Genomic DNA, 20,959 nt, shown 5'->3' with positions numbered 1-20,959 from the left:
GCCCTAGTGTTCAGCAGTAAAACGCTTCAATGCCATTACCCCGTCACCTTCGTTTTCGGCAACACCACCCTTCATTTGAGTGAACAGCCCAGCTGCGAAGCGCGGTTGGCTTTCGAACAACTCATCAAAAAACGACGCGCGCAAAAACTCAATCGTGCAAGCGCACCGCTGGCCATCGGTAAGAAGCCGTTATTTGCGAAAGTCCAGCCGCTGGATTCATTCAAGGCGAAAGTCCGGGTAACCTTGGGCAAAGCGCAACGCAATGGTCGATTCGACTGGCCACTTGAAGAACTGATCAATACTCATGAAGCGCAGCGTCGAGGCGTGGAAATGCCACCGCTGGAAGGCTTTGGATATACCAGAAACAGACTGGGTCTAACCCAGGAATACTTCATTATCACTCGCCTGCTCAATGACTATATCGACGGCGCGCAATGGCTCAAACGCCATCCTCAATACGTCGAAACCTTCATTCGCAGTGCATTCGAACTGTTGCACTCCCTGTCCCGAAAAAACATCACGCACATGGATTTCTGGGTGGGCAACGTCATGATCCCGGAAAAGTCGCAGCACTCGCTGAAAGCCATTGACTTCGAAAACTGTTTCGCCGGACAGACCGCTCACTTCAGCGAAACGCTAGGCTTCCAGCTAGGTTTTTTTTACAGTCGAGAGATCTACAAACTCATTACCGAAGCCGACTATGATCGCCTGGTAGATGAATATATCCGAAAGTTTCCGGATCTCTCACGGCGCAAATTCGACGAAATCTACCACCCAAGCAAACATGAACATGTCGGACGCAAGCAACGTCGAGACATATTCCTCCATGGCAACCTGATCACCGGTTGAAGGAAGCTCCGGGGCTTTTTCCCTTACAAACTACAAACAGTTGTACACCTGCAATGCAACAGGCAGATACGCTAAACTCCGGCATTCGCTGCCAGGAGCTGCTTATGCATGAAGCACTGAGTCCCCTCAAAAAGTCACCATCCCAGTTGCTTTACCTCATCTACGGCAACCAGGATGTGTACCGGCGCGAAGCCAAATTCAGCATGCTCACGGCACTCTCGCACCTCAAGCGTGGGGAATCGCTGTGCATCCGGATCATGACGGATCGCCCGCAGGACTACGACGGCTGGCCGGTCGATGTCATTACTCTGAGCGATCAGACCATGATCGACTGGCAGGGTGAAAACGGCTACCACCATCGACGCAAGGCCTGCGCCATCGCGCAGGGGCTGAAACTGGCTGAAAAGACGCTGTTCGTCGACACCGATACGCTGTTTCTGGAGTCGCCCCATTGCGTCTTCGAGCGTATCGAGCCGGGCCAGTATGTAATGGACCGTTTCGAATACGACTGGCATTACGTCTGCGAGCGCCCGGACTACATCAAGCTCGGCCGCTGCCTGCAAGCTTACGGGATCTCATCCGAAAACAGCTTCAAGCTTTACAACAGCGGTCTGTGCGGTGTCACGAGCAGCGATACGCCGCTGCTCGAGGAAACGATCAGGCTGATCGATGAATGGACTGTGGACACTTTCGACATCCATACCATCGAGCAAATCGCCCTGTCATTCGCAATGCGCGACAAGCCGGTTCGGGAAGCGAAAAAATTCGTTTATCACTACTTCGCCGAAAAACGCTTCTTCCATGCGATGCAGAAGCATTTTTTCACCCGCCATGGTGAACAGTTCCGTGCCGAGCTTGCGATTCTTTGCACGGAAGTACCACGTTGCAAACCTATCCCGTCACCATGGCAGCGCCTGCGCATCAAATGGAAGTTGCGCAATAAACGCGATGGCATGAAAAAAGTCGGTCGCCACCTGTTGTACGGAAGCGCTGCCCCCGACCATCCATATTACGAAGTGTGCCGCCATGAATGGTGGGAGTCTGCCTCCCGAGAAATTCTGCGCTGGGATGAACAACAGCAGAAAAGGTTCTTCGGCCCGGAAAAGGATCGCTGGCCAAAACACCTGCCCAAGCCAACCAAGGCCGCCGACGAACAGACCATCATCGCCTACCTGCGCGAGCGAATGAAACAGTAACCGACTCGAGACACGTGCGCTAAACGGTTGCGAAAGCTCTTGCCCAATGCCCCGGGCCAATGCGTTAAACTGGCACCATTGCTGTCTGGAGCTATTTATGCGCGAAGAGTTGAACCAAGGCCTGATCGATTTTCTCAAGGCCTCCCCTACCCCTTTCCATGCCACCGCCAGCCTGGTTCAGCGACTGGAAGCGGCAGGCTATCAACGCCTCGACGAACGCGAACCGTGGCACACCGAAGCCAATGGTCGCTATTACGTCACCCGTAACGACTCTTCAATTGTCGCGATCAAAATGGGCCGCCACTCGCCGCTGCACGATGGCATTCGCCTGGTCGGCGCCCACACCGACAGCCCATGCCTGCGCGTCAAGCCACAGCCAGAGCTGCAACGGCAGGGATTCTGGCAATTGGGCGTCGAAGTCTATGGCGGTGCGCTGCTGGCCCCGTGGTTCGACCGCGACCTGTCCCTGGCGGGCCGCGTGACCTTCCGCCGTGATGGCAAGGTCGAGAGTCAGTTGATCGACTTCAAAGCCCCCATCGCGATCATTCCGAACCTGGCCATCCATCTCAATCGTGAGGCCAACATGGGTTGGGCGATCAATGCCCAGACCGAGCTGCCACCGATACTCGCGCAATTTGCCGGTGACGAACGCGTGGACTTCCGCGCTGTGCTCACTGATCAACTGGCCCGTGAGCACGGTTTGAACGCTGACGTGGTGCTTGATTACGAGCTGAGCTTCTACGACACCCAAAGTGCCGCGGTGATCGGCCTGCACGGTGACTTCATCGCCGGTGCGCGCCTCGACAACCTGTTGTCGTGCTACGCCGGCCTGCAAGCGCTGCTCACGGCCGATACCGACGAAACCTGCGTGCTGGTCTGCAACGACCACGAAGAAGTCGGCTCGTGCTCGGCCTGCGGTGCCGATGGCCCGATGCTCGAACAAACCCTGCGTCGCCTGCTGCCTGAAGGTGACGAATTCGTACGCACCATTCAGAAATCCCTGCTGGTTTCGGCCGACAACGCCCACGGTGTACACCCCAACTACGCCGACAAGCATGACGCCAACCATGGCCCGAAACTCAACGCCGGCCCGGTGATCAAGGTCAACAGCAACCAGCGCTACGCCACCAATAGTGAAACCGCTGGCTTTTTCCGCCACCTGTGCATGGCTGAAGAAGTACCGGTGCAAAGTTTCGTGGTGCGCAGCGACATGGGTTGCGGCTCGACCATCGGCCCGATCACTGCCAGCCACCTGGGCGTTCGCACCGTAGACATCGGTTTGCCGACGTTTGCGATGCACTCGATCCGTGAACTGTGCGGCAGCCACGACCTGGCTCACCTGGTCAAAGTGCTGAGCGCGTTCTACGCCTGCCAAGAGTTGCCGTAATACCTGTAGGAGCTGCCGTAGGCTGCGATCTTTTGATTTTGTTGTTCCGATAAAGATCAAAAGATCGCAGCCTACGGCAGCTCCTGCACACATCATCACCCGTTGTTTAAAAGCCACCTAGACTTTCAAATATACCTTCGACAAGGCTGTCTTCATGATCTCGATGTCTACCTTTCAAGCCATGCTGATCCCGATTCTTGCCGGGATGCTCATGCTGGCTATCGGCTTCAACTTTCGCGACAAAAATGCCGGCGTGTTCGCCATGTGGATCGGCATGCTAACGATTCTGGCCACGGTCATTTTCAAGATCCTCGCCAAACTCAACGAATAAATCCTCCCACCCGGCTCGCATTGATTTAGACGGGCTCGTACACTCGGTCGATCCGCTCCTTGCGAGGTTGACCGCCTAGTGTTCGCTCGTCTTTTCGCCCTGCCCTGCTTCTTCCTTGTCTGCCTGATGACGCTGCTGCCGATGGCGCCTGCCAATGCGGTCGGTTTGCCCGGCCTGCTCAACAGCCAGGCCAAGGCCCAGCCCGAAGCACAGGAGCCGCTGGGGCAATCCCTGGATGAAGTGATCAAGTCACTGGAGAACGATCAGCAGCGAACCAAGCTGCTGGCGGACCTGAAAAAACTTCGGGACGCCACCAAAAAAGCCCAGCCTGTCGCCGAAGAAGGCGTACTGGGTTTGATTGGTGGAACCCTGGCCGATCTCGAGAAGAAACTGTCAGGTGAGGACAGTCCTCTGACTCGCTGGTCCAGCGAGCTCGATCTGGCCAGCGAAGAGCTGAGCGCACTGGCACTCCCGGCCAATGAGTGGCTGCCCGTGTTTTTTGCCTTTGCCATGATTCTGATGGTCTGGAGCCTTTTGGCTGCCGCATTGATCTGGCTCAGCCATCGCGTGCGCATGCGCTTTGGCCTGACCGAAGAGTTGCCGCAGCACCCAAAGGCCCTGGACATGTTGCGCTTTGCGTTGCGCAAGCTCGGTCCGTGGCTGGTCGCCCTGGTCATCACGGTCTACATGAGTTACGCCCTGCCCTCGTCCCTGGGTAAAAGCCTGGCCATGGTGCTCGCTTATGCACTGGTAGTCGGCACCTGCTTCTCGGCGATCTGCGTGATTGCCTTTTCCCTGCTCGACGGCCCGCACCGCCACCGTGCCTTGTATATCCTGCGGCACCAGGCCTTTCGGCCTTTGTGGTTGATCGGCAGCTTCGCCGCTTTTGGTGAAGCCCTGAGCGATCCGCGATTGATCGACAGCCTCGGCAGCCATCTGGCGCATACCGCCGCAACAATCGCCAACGTCCTGGCCGCATTATCCACGGGCTTGTTCATCTTGCGTTTCCGCCGACCCATTGCCCATTTGATCCGCAATCAGCCGCTGTCACGACGTCTGACCCGCCGAGCCCTGAATGACACCCTCTCGATTCTCGGCACCTTCTGGTACGTGCCTGCCCTTGTGCTGGTAGGTATCTCACTGTTCGCCACATTCATTTCGGCGGGCGATACCAGCACAGCACTGCGTCAATCGCTTATCTGCACGGTGTTGCTGGTGCTGTGCATGGTCATCAACGGACTCGTGCGCCGCCATGCCTTGAAGCCGCAGCGCGGCATCAAGCGTCATGCGTTTTATTCCGAACGCCTGAAAAACTTCTTCTACACCATCGCGCATATGCTCGTATGGCTGAGCTTCATCGAACTCGGCCTGCGGGTCTGGGGCATGTCGTTGATCCGCTTCACCGAAGGCGACGGCCATGAAGTCAGCGTTAAGCTGTTCAGCCTCGCCGGTACGTTGCTATTCGCTTGGCTGATCTGGATTCTCAGCGACACTGCGGTGCATCACGCCCTGACCCGATCGCGCAAAGGCCTTGCCAATGCCCGCGCGCAAACGATGATGCCGCTGATCCGCAACGTGCTGTTCGTGGCAATTTTCATCATCGCGCTGATCGTTGCCCTGGCGAACATGGGCATGAACGTCACGCCACTGCTGGCCGGTGCCGGCGTGATCGGCCTGGCCATCGGTTTTGGTGCCCAGTCGCTGGTAGCTGATCTGATCACCGGTTTGTTCATCATCATTGAAGACTCCCTGGCCATCGACGATTACGTGGATGTCGGCGGCCACCTCGGTACTGTCGAGGGCCTGACCATCCGCACCGTGCGCCTGCGTGATATCGATGGCATCGTCCACACCATTCCATTCAGCGAAATCAAAAGCATCAAGAATTACTCGCGAGAATTCGGCTACGCGATTTTCCGGGTAGCGGTGCCGGCCAACATGGACATCGATAACGCAATCAAAATGATGCGCGACGTCGGCCAGAAGATGCGTACCGACCCGCTGCAGCGACGCAATATCTGGTCGCCACTGGAGTTTCAGGGCGTGGAAAGCTTCGAATCCGGCAATGCGATACTTCGCGCCCGGTTCAAGACGGCGCCGATCAAGCAATGGGAGGTATCGCGAGCGTTCAACCTGTCACTCAAACGGCACATGGATGAAGCCGGACTGGATCTGGCGACACCGCGGATGAGTATTCAGGTGATCACGGCCGGTGGCGGTCCGCAGAATGAGTAACGCTGTAGGAGCTGGCTTGCCAGCGATGACGGTTTAACGTCCAACGAAGAGGTTGAATGTTATGGCCTCATCGCTGGCAAGCCAGCTCCTACAAAAGCAGCGTCAGACCACATCGACACCGACATGAATCGCATCATGCCGCCAGAACTCCAGATCGCAGTCGATCAAGCGTTCATGCTGGTCATAGTTGACCCGGGCGATCCGCAGGCCGGGGCTGCCGACCGACACTTTCAATGCCGCCGCCGCGTCCACCGACAACGCCGTCGGTACAATTTCAAACCGCACCCGCCCGTAATGCAAATCGTAGTGCCGTGCATACAGCTCGGTGATCGATTGATTCAAATCGAAATCGAGAATCCCCGGAAAATACTGCGGATTGAGGTAATGCTCCACGTATAGCACCAGTCGCCCATCGATACGCCGTGAACGGCAAACCTGGATTACGCTCGACAGCGCCGGCAATTGCAGCCAGGCACAGACTGCCGCCGACGCTGGCTGCAAGCGCGCCGAAATCACTTCCGTTGACGGTTCACGCCCCTGCGCACTGACCATCGCGTGAAAGTGACTGCGCTGCATCAGGTTGTACGCCAGACGCGGAGGCGACACGAACCAGCCCCGGCGCTCTTCGCGATAAATCTGCCCTTGCGATTCCAACTGCAACAACGCTTCGCGCACCGTGATGCGCGTGGTGCCGAACAACTCGCTGAGTTTACGCTCGGCCGGCAACTTGCTGCCGGGCGCCAGCAAGCCATGGTCGAGTTGCTCCTGAAGCACTTGGCCGATGGCTGTCACCGCTTTTGTTGCCTCATCGCGCATCAACGTTACCTATCTGGACTAGACCAGCACTGTTTCGGGGCGGAACCGCACTGAGATCGGGGTTCATTTAATAGGGTGCAAGCGTAGGCAGTGCAGATGACCGAGAGATGACAAAGCCGCCCGACGGTCGCATCAAGGACCTGCAATAGATCGGCCAAGTCCCTTGTACTCCGGGGCCTTGGCCATGGTCTACGCTTAGCTGGCCCCAAGTGATACCTGGCGATAAGAGTCCTGCCCGGACGACGAGCGACATCAAAGTGTCATCCAGGCTCCTTAGATTGGCTCAGGTATTGCTGACCTAGACCAACACGAACCGCAATCGCAGCGTTGAATACGACCCAAGGAGCTTCGGAATGAAAAAGCTTTTCCTGGCATCACTGTTAGGCTCGACCATCGCAATGTGCACCGCCGCCATGGCGGCAGATGACTTGAAAACCCTGGAAGCCGCTGCGAAAGCGGAAGGCGCCGTCAACAGCGTTGGTATGCCTGACGACTGGGCAAACTGGGCTGGCACCTGGAAAGACCTGAGCGACAAATACGGCCTCAAGCACATCGATACCGACATGAGCTCGGCCCAGGAAATCGCCAAGTTCGCCGCCGAAAAAGATAACGCCAGCGCCGACATCGGTGATGTGGGCGCCGCGTTCGGTCCGATCGCGGTCAAGCAAGGCGTGGTCCAGCCATACAAGCCTTCGACCTGGGATCAGGTGCCCGCCTGGGCCAAGGACAAGGATGGCAACTGGGCGCTGGCCTACACCGGGACCATCGCGTTCATCGTCAACAAGAAGCTTCTGCACGGCTCCGAAGCACCGACCAAATGGGCTGACCTCAAGACCGGCAAATACAAGGTTTCCATCGGCGACGTGAGCACCGCTGCACAGGCAGCCAATGGTGTTCTGGCGGCGGCACTGGCCAACGGCGGCGATGAGAAGAACCTTCAGCCAGCTTTGCTGATGTTCGCTGACATCGCCAAGCAAGGTCGCCTGTCGATGGCCAACCCGACCATCGCCACCATGGAAAAAGGTGAAATCGAAGTCGGCGTGGTCTGGGACTTCAACGGTTTGAGCTACAAGGCCAAGATGGCCAACCCCGATGACTACGTGGTACTGATCCCGTCCGACGGCTCGGTGATTTCCGGCTACACCACCATCATCAACAAGTACGCAAAAAACCCGAACGCCGCCAAGCTGACCCGCGAATACATCTTCAGCGACGCCGGCCAGATCAACCTCGCCAAAGGCAACGCCCGTCCGATCCGGGCCGAGCACCTGACCCTGCCAGCCGAGGTGCAGGCCAAACTGCTGCCTAACGAGCAGTACAAGAAGGTCACGCCGATCAAAGACGCGGACGCATGGGAAAAGACCTCCAAGGCCCTTCCTCAGAAGTGGCAGGAAGAAGTCATTATCAATATGCAGTAATGCTGCATCTGTAGGAGCCGGCTTGCTGGCGATCCAGACACTGCGGTCTGTTTGATCACCGCGGCGATGCATTCGCCAGCAAGTCGGCTCCTACAGGCTTGACGATTTTTCACGTTTTGCGGAGTCCCATTCCCCATGAAGCACAACGTCATCCTTGTCGTGCTCGACGGCCTCAACTACGAGGTCGCCCGCCACGCCATGGGACACCTGCAGGCCTACGTCGGCGCAGGACGCGCAGCACTCTACAAACTGCAGTGCGAACTGCCGGCCCTGTCACGGCCGCTGTACGAATGCATCCTGACCGGTGTCACCCCAATCGACAGCGGCATCGTCCACAACCATGTCTCGCGCCTGTCCAATCAACGCAGCATCTACCATTACGCCACCGAGGCCGGTCTGACGACTGCGGCGGCGGCCTACCACTGGGTCAGCGAGCTGTATAACCGTTCGCCTTTCGTGGCTGCGCGGGACCGTCATACCGACGATCCGACACTGCCGATCCAGCACGGGCATTTCTATTGGAGCGATCACTACCCGGACGCGCACCTGTTCGCCGACGCCGAGAACCTGCGCCTGCGCCATGCTCCGAACTTCTTGCTGATCCATCCCATGAACATCGACGACGCCGGGCACAAGCACGGCCTCGACACCCCGCAGTACCGCAACAGCGCCCGATCGGCCGACATTATTCTGGCCGACTACCTGCAAGGCTGGCTCGACGCCGGTTATCAGGTATTGGTGACCGCCGACCACGGCATGAACAACGACCGCTCCCACAATGGCTTGCTCCCGGAGGAGCGCGAAGTGCCGTTGTTTGTCCTCGGGGATGCCTTCAGTTTCGATGCCGAGGCCGAACCGAAGCAGACCGACATCTGCGGTACTGTTTGCGAACTGTTGGGTGTGCCCCACGACAAACCGGTCTGCCGGGAGCTTGTGAAGTGAGTCCCATGACCCGCAGCAAATACCTGGCAGCCCTGTGCCTGGTACCATTTGCACTGTTCTTTATCGTGTTCGAAATCGCCCCGCTGATCTGGGTCATGGTCAACAGCCTGGAATCGGAAGAGTTCGGCTGGGGCCTGGCTAATTTCACCAGGATCTTCAGTTCAAAGTTTTACCTGCAGGCGATCCAGTACAGTCTCGAGATCAGCCTCTGGTCCAGCGTGTTCGGGATCATCATCGCAGTGCTCGGCGCTTATTCTCTGCGCCGGGTCGATTCGAAGCTGCGCAATTTCGTCAACGCTTTCGCCAACATGACCAGCAACTTCGCCGGCGTGCCCCTGGCCTTCGCATTCATCATCCTGCTCGGTTTCAACGGCAGCTTCACCATCATGCTCAAGCAGGCCGGGATCATTCAGGATTTCAACCTGTACTCGAAAACCGGGCTGATCATTCTCTACACCTATTTCCAGATACCACTCGGCGTGTTGCTGCTCTATCCAGCCTTTGATGCCCTGCGCGAGGACTGGCGCGAGTCCGCCGCGCTGCTCGGTGCCAGCGGCTGGCAGTTCTGGCGGCACATCGGCCTGCCGGTGCTGACCCCGGCGTTGCTCGGCACCTTCGTGATTCTGCTGGCCAACGCCCTTGGGGCTTACGCCACGGTGTACGCCCTGACCACCGGTAACTTCAACGTGCTGCCGATCCGAATCGCGGCGATGGTCTCGGGGGACATTTCACTGGACCCGAATCTGGCCAGTGCCCTGGCCGTGGTGCTGGTGGCCTTGATGACCCTGGTAACCATCGTGCATCAGTTGCTGCTGAAGAGGAGCTACCATGTCTCGCGCTGAACTGGGGCCTGCCGGCGTCTACCACCGCATCGTGGTGTATCTGCTGTTTGCGATCCTGCTAATGCCACTGCTCGGCACGCTGATCTACTCGGTCGCCAGCAGTTGGTCGGCGACCATCCTGCCCAGCGGATTCACCTTCAAGTGGTATGTCCAGTTGTGGAGCGATCCGCGCTTTCTGCATGCGTTCGGTCAATCATTGCTGGTCTGCGTTGGCGCGCTGATTCTGTCGGTGGTGCTGATTCTGCCGCTGCTGTTCGTCGTGCACTACCACTTCCCGAAACTCGACGTGCTGATGAATATCCTGATTTTGCTGCCCTTCGCCGTACCGCCCGTAGTGTCATCGGTTGGACTGTTGCAGCTCTACGGATCGGGGCCTTTCGCAATGGTGGGTACACCGTGGATCCTGATCGGTTGTTACTTCACGGTGGCTTTGCCGTTCATGTACCGGGCGATCACCAATAACCTGCAGGCGATCAACCTGCGCGACTTGATGGACGCCGCCCAATTGCTCGGTGCCAGCACCTTCCAGGCGGCTTTCCTGGTGGTGTTGCCCAATTTGCGCAAGGGCCTGATGGTCGCCCTGCTGCTGTCGTTCTCGTTTCTGTTTGGTGAATTCGTGTTCGCCAACATCCTCGTCGGCACCCGCTACGAAACCCTGCAGGTCTATCTCAATAACATGCGCAACAGCAGCGGCCATTTCACCAGTGCGCTGGTGATTTCCTACTTCTTCTTTGTGCTGGTTCTGACCTGGATCGCCAATATCTTGAACAGGGACAAAAGCGAATGAGCTATGTCAGCGTCCAACATCTTCAGAAAAATTACGCGGGCACCACGGTGTTCAGCGACATCAATTGCGAAATACAAAAAGGCGAATTTGTCACCCTGCTCGGCCCATCCGGCTGCGGCAAGTCGACGCTACTGCGCTGCATTGCCGGTCTGACTTCGGTCGATGGCGGCAAAATCCTGCTCGATGATCTCGATCTCGTGCCGTTGAGCCCGCAAAAACGCGGAATCGGCATGGTGTTCCAGAGCTATGCGCTGTTCCCCAACATGACCGTGGAGCAGAACGTCGCCTTCGGTCTGCGCATGCAAAAGGTCAATGCCGATGACAGCCAGAAACGCGTCGCCGAAGTGCTCAGACTGGTGGAGCTCAATGAGTTCGCCGCGCGTTACCCTCATCAGCTCTCGGGCGGCCAGTGCCAACGCGTCGCCCTCGCCCGCTCGTTGGTGACCCGACCACGCCTGTTGCTGCTGGATGAGCCGCTGTCGGCCCTGGATGCGCGAATTCGCAAACACTTGCGCGAACAAATCCGTCAGATTCAGCGCGAGCTGGGCCTGACCACGATTTTCGTCACACACGATCAGGAAGAAGCCCTGACGATGTCTGACCGGATTTTCCTGATGAATCAGGGAAAGATCGTACAAAGCGGCGATGCTGAAACCCTCTACACTGCCCCCGTGGATGTGTTCGCGGCAGGCTTCATCGGCAACTACAACCTGCTGGACGCCGACAGTGCCTCGAAACTGCTGCAACGACCGATCAGCAAGCGCATCGCGATTCGCCCGGAGGCCATCGAGTTGAGTCTTAACGGCGAACTGGACGCGCAAGTGCGCAGCCATAGCTTGCTGGGTAACGTGATTCGCTACCGGGTAGAAGCCCGGGGCGTGGAATTGGTCGTGGACGTACTCAATCGCTCGGCGGCCGACCTGCATCCCGACGGTCAGCGCCTGGCGCTTTCCATCGATCCGACGGCCCTGTGTGAGGTAGCCTGATGACTTTGCTGACGCTGAAGAGAGAACTGCACTGATGGCCCTGGCAATTTTTGATCTGGACGAAACCCTGATCCACGGCGACTGTGCTTCGCTGTGGAGCGAACAAATGGTCCGCCTCGGCTGGGTCGACGGTGAATCGTTCCTGAGTCGCGACAAGGAATTGATGGACGCCTACGGCCGGGGCCACCTGGCGATGGAGGACTACATGGCCTTCAGCCTGGAACCGTTGATCGGACGTACCCCCGCCGAAGTAGAGCATTTGGTTGGGCCTTGGGTTGAAGACTTCATCGAACCGATCATTTTCAGCGACGCCACCAAAACCATTGCGGCGCACCGCAAGGCTGGTGACCGGATTCTGGTGATCTCCGCTTCGGGCACCCACCTGGTCGGCCCCATCGCCGAGCGCCTGGGTATCGACGAGATCCTCGGCATCGAACTGGAAGTCGCCCACGGGGTTTACAGCGGCCATACCGTCGGCACCCTGACCTACCGCGAAGGCAAGATCACCCGTTTGCTGGAATGGCTGGATGCAGAAGAGGAAAACCTTGAAGGCGCGAGTTTCTATTCCGACTCACGCAATGATCTACCGCTGTTGCTGAAGGTGGATTACCCGCATGTGGTCAACCCTGATCCGGTGTTGCTCGAGCACGCCGAAAAAGCTGGCTGGCCGATCCATCACTGGAAGTAACCCGAAACCTGTAGGAGCTGGCTTGCCAGCGAAAGCGGTGTGTCATTCAACGATCCATTGACTGACACGACGTCTTCGCGGGCAAGCCGCGCTCCTACAGGTCCAGTGTTGTCAGCTCAGGCTTTCATCAATCACCAACACCACTTTCCCCGCCACGTTGTTACTCGCCAACTCGGCAAACGCGGCCTCCGCATCCTTGATCGCAAAAGTCCTGGCCAATTGCGGACTCAACCGCCCTTCGGCAAACAACGGCCAGACATGCTGGCTCAAATCACTGAACAGATCAGCCTTGAACTGATCATCGCGAGTGCGCAAGGTTGAGCCCAGCAATTGCACACGCTTGGCCAGCACCTGAGCAAGATCGAGCTTGGCCTCGCGCCCGCCCATCAATCCGATCAGCACCCAACGCCCGTCCTGAGCCAGGAGTTTGAGGTTCAGCGACGCGTAATTGCCGCCCACCGGGTCGAGGATCACATCGAACGGTCCGAGATCCCTGAGACTTTCCAGATCACCGTTGCGCACCACACCGCCCTGCGCCCCCAGTGCCTCGCAATACGCCAGACGCTCTGCGGACCCGACGCTGACCCAACACGGGTTACCAAACGCCTTGCACAGCTGAATGGCCGCTGAACCGATTCCACTTGCCCCGGCGTGCAGCAGAACTTTCTGACCGGGTTTGAGCGCAGCCAGTTGAAACAAATTCAGCCAGACTGTTGCATAAACCTCAGGCAATGCCGCCGCCTCGATCAATGTCATTGCGTCGGGAACCGGCAGCACATGCCGCCCGTCGACAACCACCTCTTCGGCCATCCCACCCCCGGCCAGCAAGGCGCAAACCCGATCGCCCACCTTCCATGACGTTCCCGGGCCGACCTCGCTGATCACCCCCGAACACTCTAGACCGAGCACTTGGCTTGCCCCTGGCGGGGGCGGATAAAGGCCTGCTTTCTGCAACAAATCGGCGCGATTGAGACCTGCTGCCGACACTCGAATGCGAACTTGCCCTACATCGCACGTAGGACTCGGCTCATCAACCCACACCACTTGACCGTCAACGCCTTGCAATGCTTTCACAGTGCCTCCATAGTGAGTCTGGACTGAGCCCGAAGCTATAGCGCCGGGCTTTTTGCATTATGCGACCGGCTCCCAAAGAACCGGCGACTTCAAAGACGGCCTAATATGCGTTATCAATTGTCCCCGCGTCGAATCAGCATGAAGCATTTGTTCCCCAGCACCGCCCTCGCCTTATTCATTGGTATCGGCTTGCTGCCGATGTCGAGCAATACATTCGCAGCCAATAGCTGGGACAAGCTTCAGCCCGATCGTGACGAAGTGATCGCCAGCCTGAACGTCGTGGAGTTGCTCAAGCGCCACCACTACAGCAAGCCACCACTCGATGACGCGCGCTCGGTGATCATCTACGACAGCTACCTCAAGCTGCTGGATCCGTCGCGCAGCTATTTCATGGCCAGCGACATTGCCGAATTCGACAAGTGGAAGACGCAGTTCGACGACTTCCTCAAAAGCGGCGACCTCAACGCCGGCTTCACCATCTACAAGCGCTATCTGGACCGCGTCAAGGCGCGTCTGGACTTCGCCCTTGCCGAGCTGAACAAAGGCGTCGACAAGATCGACTTCACCACCAAGGAAACCTTGCTGATCGACCGCAAGGACGCCTCGTGGCTCAAGTCCACCGCAGAGCTCGATGACCTGTGGCGCAAACGCGTCAAGGACGAAGTCCTGCGCATGAAGATCGCCGGCAAAGACTCCAAGCAGATCCAGGAAACCCTGACCAAGCGCTACAAGAACCAGTTGGCGCGCCTGGACCAGACTCGCGCGGAAGACATCTTCCAGGCGTACATCAACACCTTCGCCATGTCCTACGACCCGCACACCAACTATCTGTCGCCGGATAACGCGGAAAACTTCGACATCAACATGAGCCTGTCCCTGGAAGGCATCGGCGCGGTGTTGCAGAGCGACAACGACCAGGTGAAAGTCGTGCGCCTGGTGCCGGCAGGCCCTGCCGACAAGACCAAGCAGGTTGCTCCGGCCGACAAGATCATCGGCGTTGCCCAGGGCAACAAAGAAATGGTCGATGTGGTGGGCTGGCGTCTGGACGAAGTGGTCAAGCTGATCCGTGGCCCGAAAGGCACCGTGGTCCGCCTGGAAGTGATCCCGGCCAGCAATGCGCCGAACGACCAGACCAGCAAGATCGTGCCGATCACTCGCGAAGCGGTAAAACTTGAAGACCAGGCCGTGAAGAAGTCGGTGCTGAACCTGAAACAGGACGGCAAGGACTACAAGCTCGGCGTCATCGAGATCCCGGCCTTCTACCTGGACTTCAAAGCCTTTCGCGCTGGCGACCCGGATTACAAGAGCACCACCCGCGACGTCAAGAAGCTGCTGACCGAGTTGCAGAAAGACAAAGTCGACGGCGTCGTCATCGACCTGCGCAACAATGGCGGCGGTTCCTTGCAAGAGGCCACCGAGCTGACCAGCCTGTTCATCGACAAAGGGCCGACCGTGCTCGTGCGTAACGCCGATGGGCGCGTCGATGTACTTGAAGATGAAAACCCGGGGGCGTTCTACAAGGGCCCGATGGCGTTGCTGGTCAACCGCTTGTCCGCCTCGGCTTCGGAGATTTTCGCCGGCGCCATGCAGGACTATCACCGCGCATTGATCATCGGCGGCCAGACCTTCGGCAAAGGCACCGTGCAGACCATTCAGCCGCTCAACCATGGCGAACTGAAGCTGACCCTGGCCAAGTTTTACCGGGTTTCCGGCCAGAGCACTCAGCATCAAGGCGTCTTGCCGGACATCGACTACCCGTCGATCATCGACACCAAGGAAATCGGTGAAAGTGCCCTGCCGGAAGCCATGCCGTGGGACACCATCCGCGCCGCCATCAAGCCAGCGGCCGACCCGTTCAAGCCGTATCTTTCGCAGCTCAAATCCGAGCATGACGTACGTACAGCCAAGGACGCGGAGTTCGTGTTCATCCGCGACAAACTGGCACTGGCGCAGAAGCTGATGTCCGAGAAAACCGTCAGCCTCAACGAAGCCGAACGTCGTGCCCAACACGCCGACATCGAAGCCAAGCAACTGGTCATGGAAAACATCCGTCGCAAGGCCAAGGGCGAAGAACCGCTCAAAGAGCTGAAGAAAGAAGACGAGGATGCGATCGCGGCCGAGGATGACAAGACCAAGCCAGAAGACGATGCCTACCTGAGCGAAACCGGGCGGATCCTGCTGGACTACCTGAAACTCAATACGGCAGTGGCCAAGCACTAACGGCAATTGATGTCGACGCTCCTCGGAGCGTCATCAAATAATCATCGTTGTGCTGTGTAATACGGGACTGGGCGTGCTTTTGATATCAAAGGCACCCCCGGTCTTTTTTTTTGCCAGAAATCGCCATGCCCCCAACCGAACAGCTGAGTGCTTGAGCTCAATCCTGGCTCAGCGGTTTGCACAGCCTGCTCCAGCCGATCAGCAGCCTTTCTGAACAGACCGGTTAGAGAGGGGGCACTGATTTCAGGTCATCGTCGGAGCAGAAAGTTTGCAGCTCTTTCAATTTGATTGGCGCCAAGGGATGTCCGGCCTTTGCAGCCAACGCCCAGAACCGCGCCGCCTCACCCGGATCCGGTGCCTTGGCCGGCGTCCCCGCCAAGCTGATCACGCCCATCTGATAAGCCGCCTTGCCATCCCCCGCCAGGGCCGCCAGACGCAACAAGCGCACCCCTTCCTCACGAGCACCGAGGCCAACACCGCGAAAGGTCAGGATGTGCCCATAGAAGCTCTGAGCGCCGACATCACCCAGATTGGCCATACGGGCGAACTGGCCTTCGAGCCAGCGCCAGCCTCGCGGCTGACGAACCAACCACGACCAGTGAAACAGCCTGCGCGCGAGCCAATAGCCGGCTCGTGCCTTTAATTGCAGAAACACTCAGGCCTCTGCCGATTCCGGGTATTCGTATTCAAATACCCGCACCACTTCCGACGCATGCCAGGACGCTGCGGCAACGCCGTCGGAGGGACCTGAAAAACGCCCCAGGCGCTCGACACACTCGAAGAAACCGGTACGCGGCAAACGGCTGGCACCCTGGCTGATCACCAACGAACTGCGCAGCGGCTGTTCGGCCCGGGCATCGAGCGCCGCCAAATGCTCAAGGGCTGCCGTCAGGGTTTGCATGGCTGGGGTCGGCAACTGCAAACGCTCCAGCAGTGCCCGATAAGTCAGGAGATGGCGCTGACGGCGCGCCTGATCCAGCTCCCCCAGCAATCCGTCCCAATGTTGACGACTGATGCGTACGCTCACGATTCATCCCTCCACCCTGGCACCGTCAACTCCCAGGCCAGGCTGCGGCGAATCGCGGCGTCGGGCAGACGCTCGCCACTCTCGATCATGGCCAGATAAGACGGGCTGATGCCTACCGTGCGGGCCAGCGCCTCAATGGCGATGCCCTTCCCTTCGCGCAAACTGCGTAGTTCTTCCAGGCCCGGAAGAACCTGATCGGGTGCTGCCTTTTGAAGCTTCGAGACTTCAGGCGACGGTTGCTCCTTGATGCCTGCCGCTTTGAGTAAAGCCTGATACTGAGCCCATGGCAGAACCGCATATTCGGGTTCGCCTTCGCGTGTAATTATCTGAATATCCATGACTACCCCGTAGGACAACAACACTTAGCGAGTCGGCACTTTTCCCTAGAAGTGTAATCCTAACAGCGGCCAAGGTCGCGGGGGGCATCAATCTATGGGCGAGACGGGGTCAGCTCATTTTTTTTTCGGGCCTTGAAGGTGCAACTGCTCCGGGTTGTCGGGCAGGCGCTCGACCACTGCGAGCTTCTCTGGCCCCTGACGCTTGCGCCAGGCGCGGAAGGCATTGAGTTCATCGTCGAGCACTTTCATCAACCAGGCCAGCACGGCAATGTCATCGATCATGCCGAACAGCGGCAGAAAGTCCGGTATGGCGTCGACCGGACTGAGGAAATACATCAGACCGGCGACGACCGAAACCAGGGCCTTCGGGCTTATGGCACGATATTCACCACGCCAATAAGCCAGACAGAGCGCCTGCAACAAGCGCAGGTCATCCTTGATCTTGCCCAGGCGATTGCCTTGGCTAGCGCCTTTGCTGGCTACGGCGAACAACAAAGTCGGCAAACGCCCGCGTGCGAGCAGGCGCCCGGCCAATGGCAGGAAACGAGCGAAACTCCAGGGTGCTTTCATCATTCCTCCCGTTGAAATGTTATCCACACAAATTGTGGATAACCTTGTGAACAGAGCTGATTTTCAGGGCTGCAAGCCCCGTTTCACAAGGCCCCGGCTCAGATCGGGCGTTTTTTGCCCATCGAAAAAATCCCATAATTTCATTGACTTGGCACGCCGAGGCAGCTAGCCCCGTTGCCTACATTGGCTATGACTCTCGCTTGGGACATCTGTTCGCTTTGTTTACCTGCGCTGAACGCCAGATGCAACAACGCCCCGCATGAGCGAGGCGTTGTACTTGAAGCAGTCGCTGATTATTTGGCAGCGGCGTCTTCTTTCGTCGGATCCTTGATCGCCAGCAGTTCCAGGTCGAACACCAGCACCGAGTTGGCTGGGATCGCCGGGCTCGGGCTTTGTGCGCCGTACGCCAGGTCCGCAGGGATGTACAGTTTGTACTTCTCGCCAACGTGCATTAGTTGCAGGCCTTCGACCCAACCCGGGATCACACCACTGACCGGCAGATCGATCGGGCTGCCGCGCTCGACGGAGCTGTCGAATACGGTGCCGTTGGTCAGCTTGCCGGTGTAGTGAACGGTCACTACGTCAGTCGGCTTTGGCTGAGCGCCTTCGGCTTTCTGCACAACCTCGTACTGCAGACCCGACGCAGTGGTCGTCACGCCGGCTTTCTTGCCGTTTTCTTCGAGGAATTTCTTGCCGGCAGCTGCCGACTCTTCGCTCATTTTGGCCATGCGCTCTTCAGCACGCTTTTGCAACGCGGCGAACGCTTCAACCAGTTCCTCATCTTTGAGCTTCTGCTCTTTCTTGCCGACGGCGTCTTCGATGCCCTGGGCTACAGCTTTGGAATCCAGGTCATCCATGCCTTCCTGAGCCAGGCTCTTGCCCATGTTCAGGCCGATTCCGTAGGAAGCTTTTTGCGCCGGAGTTTTCAGCTCTACGCTGGTCTGCGAGTCACAACCCGCGAGTACCAGGCTAACCAGGGCTACCGCCGCCGCCAACCGATGCTGTTTCATGCTATTTCCTTGTTCATGCGCCTAAAGGGCAATCGAGTAAAGCCGCGAGCTTATCAGGCCGCCACGACCAATGGCTACCGGCATGAGAGCTGAAAAGCTCCGATAAGTTCAGGTGTTTAAACGCATTTCAGGAATCGGGTAATGAAGTTTCATTCATCTTCCCCTCATGCAGGCAATTTCTGAACCTGCAACATATTGCGTAATGGCCTCCTGCCGCTCTTTGGACGCACAGGCATAAAAGAATGACAACTGGACAAGGACGCTCATCTTGCGCTCGATTTTCAGCCTGCCGGGCTTGCTGGCAGTTCTGCCCGGGCGTCGACCCAGCGCGGGAACCAGATGCCTGGCGTCAGCTTTGAGTTTTTCGCGAGCAGGTTCGCCCCTACACAGGAAAGCCAAACACCAGACAGCAAAAAGCCCGCATTTAGCGGGCTTTCTGTGGTGACCTGGCGTTCAGTGGTCCAGGTAACCGAATATGGCGCAGCGGACGGGACTCGAACCCGCGACCCCCGGCGTGACAGGCCGGTATTCTAACCGACTGAACTACCGCTGCGCGTAGCGTTGAAAGTAAATGGTGGGTGATGACGGGATCGAACCGCCGACATTCTGCTTGTAAGGCAGACGCTCTCCCAGCTGAGCTAATCACCCTTTACCTTCGTTGCGGGGCACATTATGCCACAGGTTTTTATAAAGTGTTGATTTAATTGAAGTTTTTTTCAAATAAATCTAAAAACCGGTGAAACGATGCGACCCGCAGGAACAACATACAAACTTGGAGCAGAAAAAAACCCGCGTTAGCGGGCTTTTCCGTGGTGACCTGGCGTTCAGCGTTCCAGGTTACCGAATATGGCGCAGCGGACGGGACTCGAACCCGCGACCCCCGGCGTGACAGGCCGGTATTCTAACCGACTGAACTACCGCTGCGCGTAACACTGAAAACGAATGGTGGGTGATGACGGGATCGAACCGCCGACATTCTGCTTGTAAGGCAGACGCTCTCCCAGCTGAGCTAATCACCCTTCGCTTCGGTGTGGCGCGCATTCTACGGAGCGACCCCACCTCTGGCAAGCACTTTTTTAAATAATTTTCTTAGCCCTTCCAAAGGCTTAGAGAAAGGTTGGCCTATGGCACGGCGAAGACAATAATGCCCCCCTTTGCATATAAGGAGAGACTTACCCCATGTGGTTCAAAAACCTGCTTATCTATCGCCTGACCCAAGATCTGCCTGTTGATGCCGAGGCGTTGGAAACTGCACTGGCCACCAAACAGGCGCGTCCATGTGCAAGCCAGGAGTTGACCACCTACGGTTTCGTCGCGCCGTTCGGCAAAGGCGAAGATGCTCCGCTGGTGCATGTCAGCGGCGACTTCCTGCTGGTTTCCGCGCGCAAAGAAGAACGCATCCTGCCGGGCAGCGTCGTGCGTGACGCGGTCAAGGAAAAGGTCGAAGAGATCGAGGCCGAGCAAATGCGCAAGGTCTATAAGAAGGAACGCGATCAGATCAAGGATGAAATTATCCAGGCCTTCCTGCCTCGCGCCTTTATCCGCCGCTCGTCGACCTTCGCTGCCATCGCGCCGAAGCAAGGTTTGATCCTGGTCAACTCGGCCAGCCCGAAACGGGCCGAAGACTTGCTGTCGACGCTGCGTGAAGTGATCGGCACCTTGCCGGTGCGCCCACTGACCGTGAAGATGTCTCCAACCGCGACCATGACCGAGTGGGTCACCACTCAGAAAGCCGCGGATGACTTCTTTGTGCTGGACGAATGCGAACTGCGTGACACACACGAAGACGGCGGCATCGTGCGCTGCAAACGTCAGGACCTGACCAGCGAAGAAATCCAGCTGCACCTGAGCACCGGCAAAGTCGTGACTCAATTGTCGTTGGCCTGGCAGGACAAACTGTCGTTCGTTCTCGACGACAAAATGGTGGTCAAGCGCCTGAAGTTCGAAGACCTGCTGCAAGACCAGGCAGAACAGGACGGTGGTGATGAAGCCCTGGGTCAACTGGATGCCAGCTTCACCCTGATGATGCTGACCTTCGGCGACTTCCTGCCGGCGCTGGTTGAGGCGTTGGGCGGGGAAGAGACGCCACAGGGCATCTGATTGCCTTGATCGGCGGCGCTTGGAAAAGATCGCAGCCTTCGGCAACTCCTACGTTGATTCGGTTGGCCGCAAATAATGCGGATTGACCTGATTCCTGTAGGAGCTGCCGCAGGCTGCGATCTTTTTTTGTAAGCCGCGTATGC

At 57.8% G+C, this 20,959-nt stretch carries 20 protein-coding genes and 4 tRNA genes; 13 read left to right on the top strand and 11 right to left on the bottom strand.

Translation table 11 applies throughout. The annotated features are described in order from the left end of the window. Positions 1-6: 6 nt before the first annotated feature. The 5 genes from AD668_RS08550 (at position 7) to AD668_RS08535 (ending at position 5,998) form a co-directional block, all read left to right on the top strand. Positions 7-849 carry a lipopolysaccharide kinase InaA family protein gene (locus AD668_RS08550; protein WP_053156987.1) on the top strand — a complete coding sequence of 281 codons (843 nt, stop codon included), beginning with the start codon at positions 7-9 and terminating at the stop codon, positions 847-849. 104 nt (positions 850-953) lie between these two features. Next, positions 954-2,045, top strand: a complete 1,092-nt coding sequence (locus AD668_RS08545; protein WP_053156984.1) for a hypothetical protein — start codon at positions 954-956, stop codon at positions 2,043-2,045. Between the two features lie 97 nt (positions 2,046-2,142). Continuing rightward, a complete protein-coding gene (locus AD668_RS08540) occupies positions 2,143-3,432 on the top strand; it encodes a M18 family aminopeptidase (RefSeq protein ID WP_053156979.1) in 1,290 nt (429 codons plus the stop codon). 154 nt (positions 3,433-3,586) lie between these two features. Further along, a complete protein-coding gene (locus tag AD668_RS29645) occupies positions 3,587-3,763 on the top strand; it encodes a hypothetical protein (RefSeq protein ID WP_172681805.1) in 177 nt (58 codons plus the stop codon). Between the two features lie 78 nt (positions 3,764-3,841). Continuing rightward, positions 3,842-5,998: a mechanosensitive ion channel family protein gene (locus AD668_RS08535; protein ID WP_053156973.1), complete on the top strand. Its 2,157-nt coding sequence runs from the start codon at positions 3,842-3,844 to the stop codon at positions 5,996-5,998. A 102-nt stretch (positions 5,999-6,100) separates the two neighbouring features. Here the strand turns inward: AD668_RS08535 and AD668_RS08530 are convergent, their stop codons facing one another. After that, entirely contained in the window at positions 6,101-6,814 is a 714-nt protein-coding gene (locus AD668_RS08530) for a UTRA domain-containing protein (RefSeq protein ID WP_053156970.1), read from the bottom strand. Between the two features lie 353 nt (positions 6,815-7,167). Here AD668_RS08530 and AD668_RS08525 point away from each other — a divergent pair, with 353 nt between their 5' ends. The 6 genes from AD668_RS08525 to AD668_RS08500 all read left to right on the top strand — a co-directional run bounded on the left by AD668_RS08525 (position 7,168) and on the right by AD668_RS08500 (position 12,477). Further along, a complete protein-coding gene (locus AD668_RS08525; protein WP_053156967.1) occupies positions 7,168-8,232 on the top strand; it encodes an ABC transporter substrate-binding protein in 1,065 nt (354 codons plus the stop codon). Between the two features lie 135 nt (positions 8,233-8,367). Continuing rightward, positions 8,368-9,174 (top strand): alkaline phosphatase family protein, encoded by an 807-nt coding sequence (locus AD668_RS08520; RefSeq protein ID WP_053156965.1) that lies wholly within the window; start codon positions 8,368-8,370, stop codon positions 9,172-9,174. Positions 9,175-9,179: 5 nt separating this feature from the next. After that, positions 9,180-10,016: an ABC transporter permease subunit gene (locus AD668_RS08515; protein ID WP_172681804.1), complete on the top strand. Its 837-nt coding sequence runs from the start codon at positions 9,180-9,182 to the stop codon at positions 10,014-10,016. Continuing rightward, on the top strand, positions 10,003-10,803 hold the full coding sequence (locus tag AD668_RS08510) for an ABC transporter permease (RefSeq protein ID WP_053156960.1): 801 nt from the start codon (positions 10,003-10,005) through the stop codon (positions 10,801-10,803). Before AD668_RS08515 ends, AD668_RS08510 begins: the two co-directional genes overlap by 14 nt. Next, entirely contained in the window at positions 10,800-11,789 is a 990-nt protein-coding gene (locus AD668_RS08505; RefSeq protein WP_053156957.1) for an ABC transporter ATP-binding protein, read from the top strand. The genes AD668_RS08510 and AD668_RS08505 overlap by 4 nt, the downstream gene beginning before the upstream one ends. Before the next feature lie 34 nt (positions 11,790-11,823). After that, complete coding sequence (locus AD668_RS08500; RefSeq protein WP_053156955.1) at positions 11,824-12,477, top strand: HAD family phosphatase; 654 nt, start codon at positions 11,824-11,826, stop codon at positions 12,475-12,477. Between the two features lie 111 nt (positions 12,478-12,588). Here AD668_RS08500 and AD668_RS08495 read toward each other — a convergent pair whose 3' ends face one another. Further along, complete coding sequence (locus tag AD668_RS08495) at positions 12,589-13,551, bottom strand: zinc-binding dehydrogenase (RefSeq protein ID WP_053156952.1); 963 nt, start codon at positions 13,549-13,551, stop codon at positions 12,589-12,591. Between the two features lie 138 nt (positions 13,552-13,689). On the opposite strand from AD668_RS08495, the gene AD668_RS08490 reads away from it, so the two are divergent. Next, positions 13,690-15,771 (top strand): carboxy terminal-processing peptidase, encoded by a 2,082-nt coding sequence (locus AD668_RS08490; RefSeq protein WP_172681811.1) that lies wholly within the window; start codon positions 13,690-13,692, stop codon positions 15,769-15,771. A gap of 223 nt (positions 15,772-15,994) precedes the next feature. Here the strand turns inward: AD668_RS08490 and AD668_RS08485 are convergent, their stop codons facing one another. The 9 genes from AD668_RS08485 to AD668_RS08445 all read right to left on the bottom strand — a co-directional run bounded on the left by AD668_RS08485 (position 15,995) and on the right by AD668_RS08445 (position 19,735). Beyond that, complete coding sequence (locus AD668_RS08485) at positions 15,995-16,426, bottom strand: sel1 repeat family protein (protein WP_053156946.1); 432 nt, start codon at positions 16,424-16,426, stop codon at positions 15,995-15,997. After that, the gene (locus AD668_RS08480) at positions 16,427-16,798 is read right to left on the bottom strand and encodes a hypothetical protein (protein WP_007898892.1); all 372 of its coding nucleotides are present in this window, start codon (positions 16,796-16,798) and stop codon (positions 16,427-16,429) included. It abuts the gene before it with no gap. Further along, the gene (locus tag AD668_RS08475) at positions 16,795-17,136 is read right to left on the bottom strand and encodes a helix-turn-helix transcriptional regulator (RefSeq protein ID WP_053156944.1); all 342 of its coding nucleotides are present in this window, start codon (positions 17,134-17,136) and stop codon (positions 16,795-16,797) included. The genes AD668_RS08480 and AD668_RS08475 overlap by 4 nt, the downstream gene beginning before the upstream one ends. A 114-nt stretch (positions 17,137-17,250) precedes the next feature. Beyond that, on the bottom strand, positions 17,251-17,706 hold the full coding sequence (locus AD668_RS08470; protein ID WP_053156941.1) for a YkvA family protein: 456 nt from the start codon (positions 17,704-17,706) through the stop codon (positions 17,251-17,253). A gap of 293 nt (positions 17,707-17,999) precedes the next feature. Next, positions 18,000-18,716, bottom strand: coding sequence for an FKBP-type peptidyl-prolyl cis-trans isomerase (locus AD668_RS08465; protein WP_053156940.1), 717 nt, complete (start codon positions 18,714-18,716; stop codon positions 18,000-18,002). Positions 18,717-19,192: 476 nt separating this feature from the next. Continuing rightward, positions 19,193-19,269 (bottom strand) — tRNA-Asp (locus tag AD668_RS08460). A gap of 19 nt (positions 19,270-19,288) precedes the next feature. Next, a tRNA-Val gene (locus AD668_RS08455) sits at positions 19,289-19,364 on the bottom strand. 199 nt (positions 19,365-19,563) lie between these two features. Next, positions 19,564-19,640: transfer RNA gene (locus tag AD668_RS08450), tRNA-Asp, on the bottom strand. Positions 19,641-19,659: 19 nt separating this feature from the next. Further along, positions 19,660-19,735: transfer RNA gene (locus AD668_RS08445), tRNA-Val, on the bottom strand. Between the two features lie 160 nt (positions 19,736-19,895). Between AD668_RS08445 and rdgC the strand changes: the two genes are divergently transcribed. Continuing rightward, on the top strand, positions 19,896-20,816 hold the full coding sequence (rdgC, locus tag AD668_RS08440) for a recombination-associated protein RdgC (protein ID WP_053156939.1): 921 nt from the start codon (positions 19,896-19,898) through the stop codon (positions 20,814-20,816). The last annotated feature ends 143 nt before the right edge of the window (positions 20,817-20,959 follow it).

The organism is Pseudomonas sp. P1.8 (assembly GCF_001269805.1).
In the GTDB taxonomy this organism is placed as follows: Bacteria; Pseudomonadota; Gammaproteobacteria; order Pseudomonadales; family Pseudomonadaceae; genus Aquipseudomonas.
Note: the sequence above shows the minus strand (reverse complement) of the source record. Positions and strands in the feature narration are given on the sequence as shown.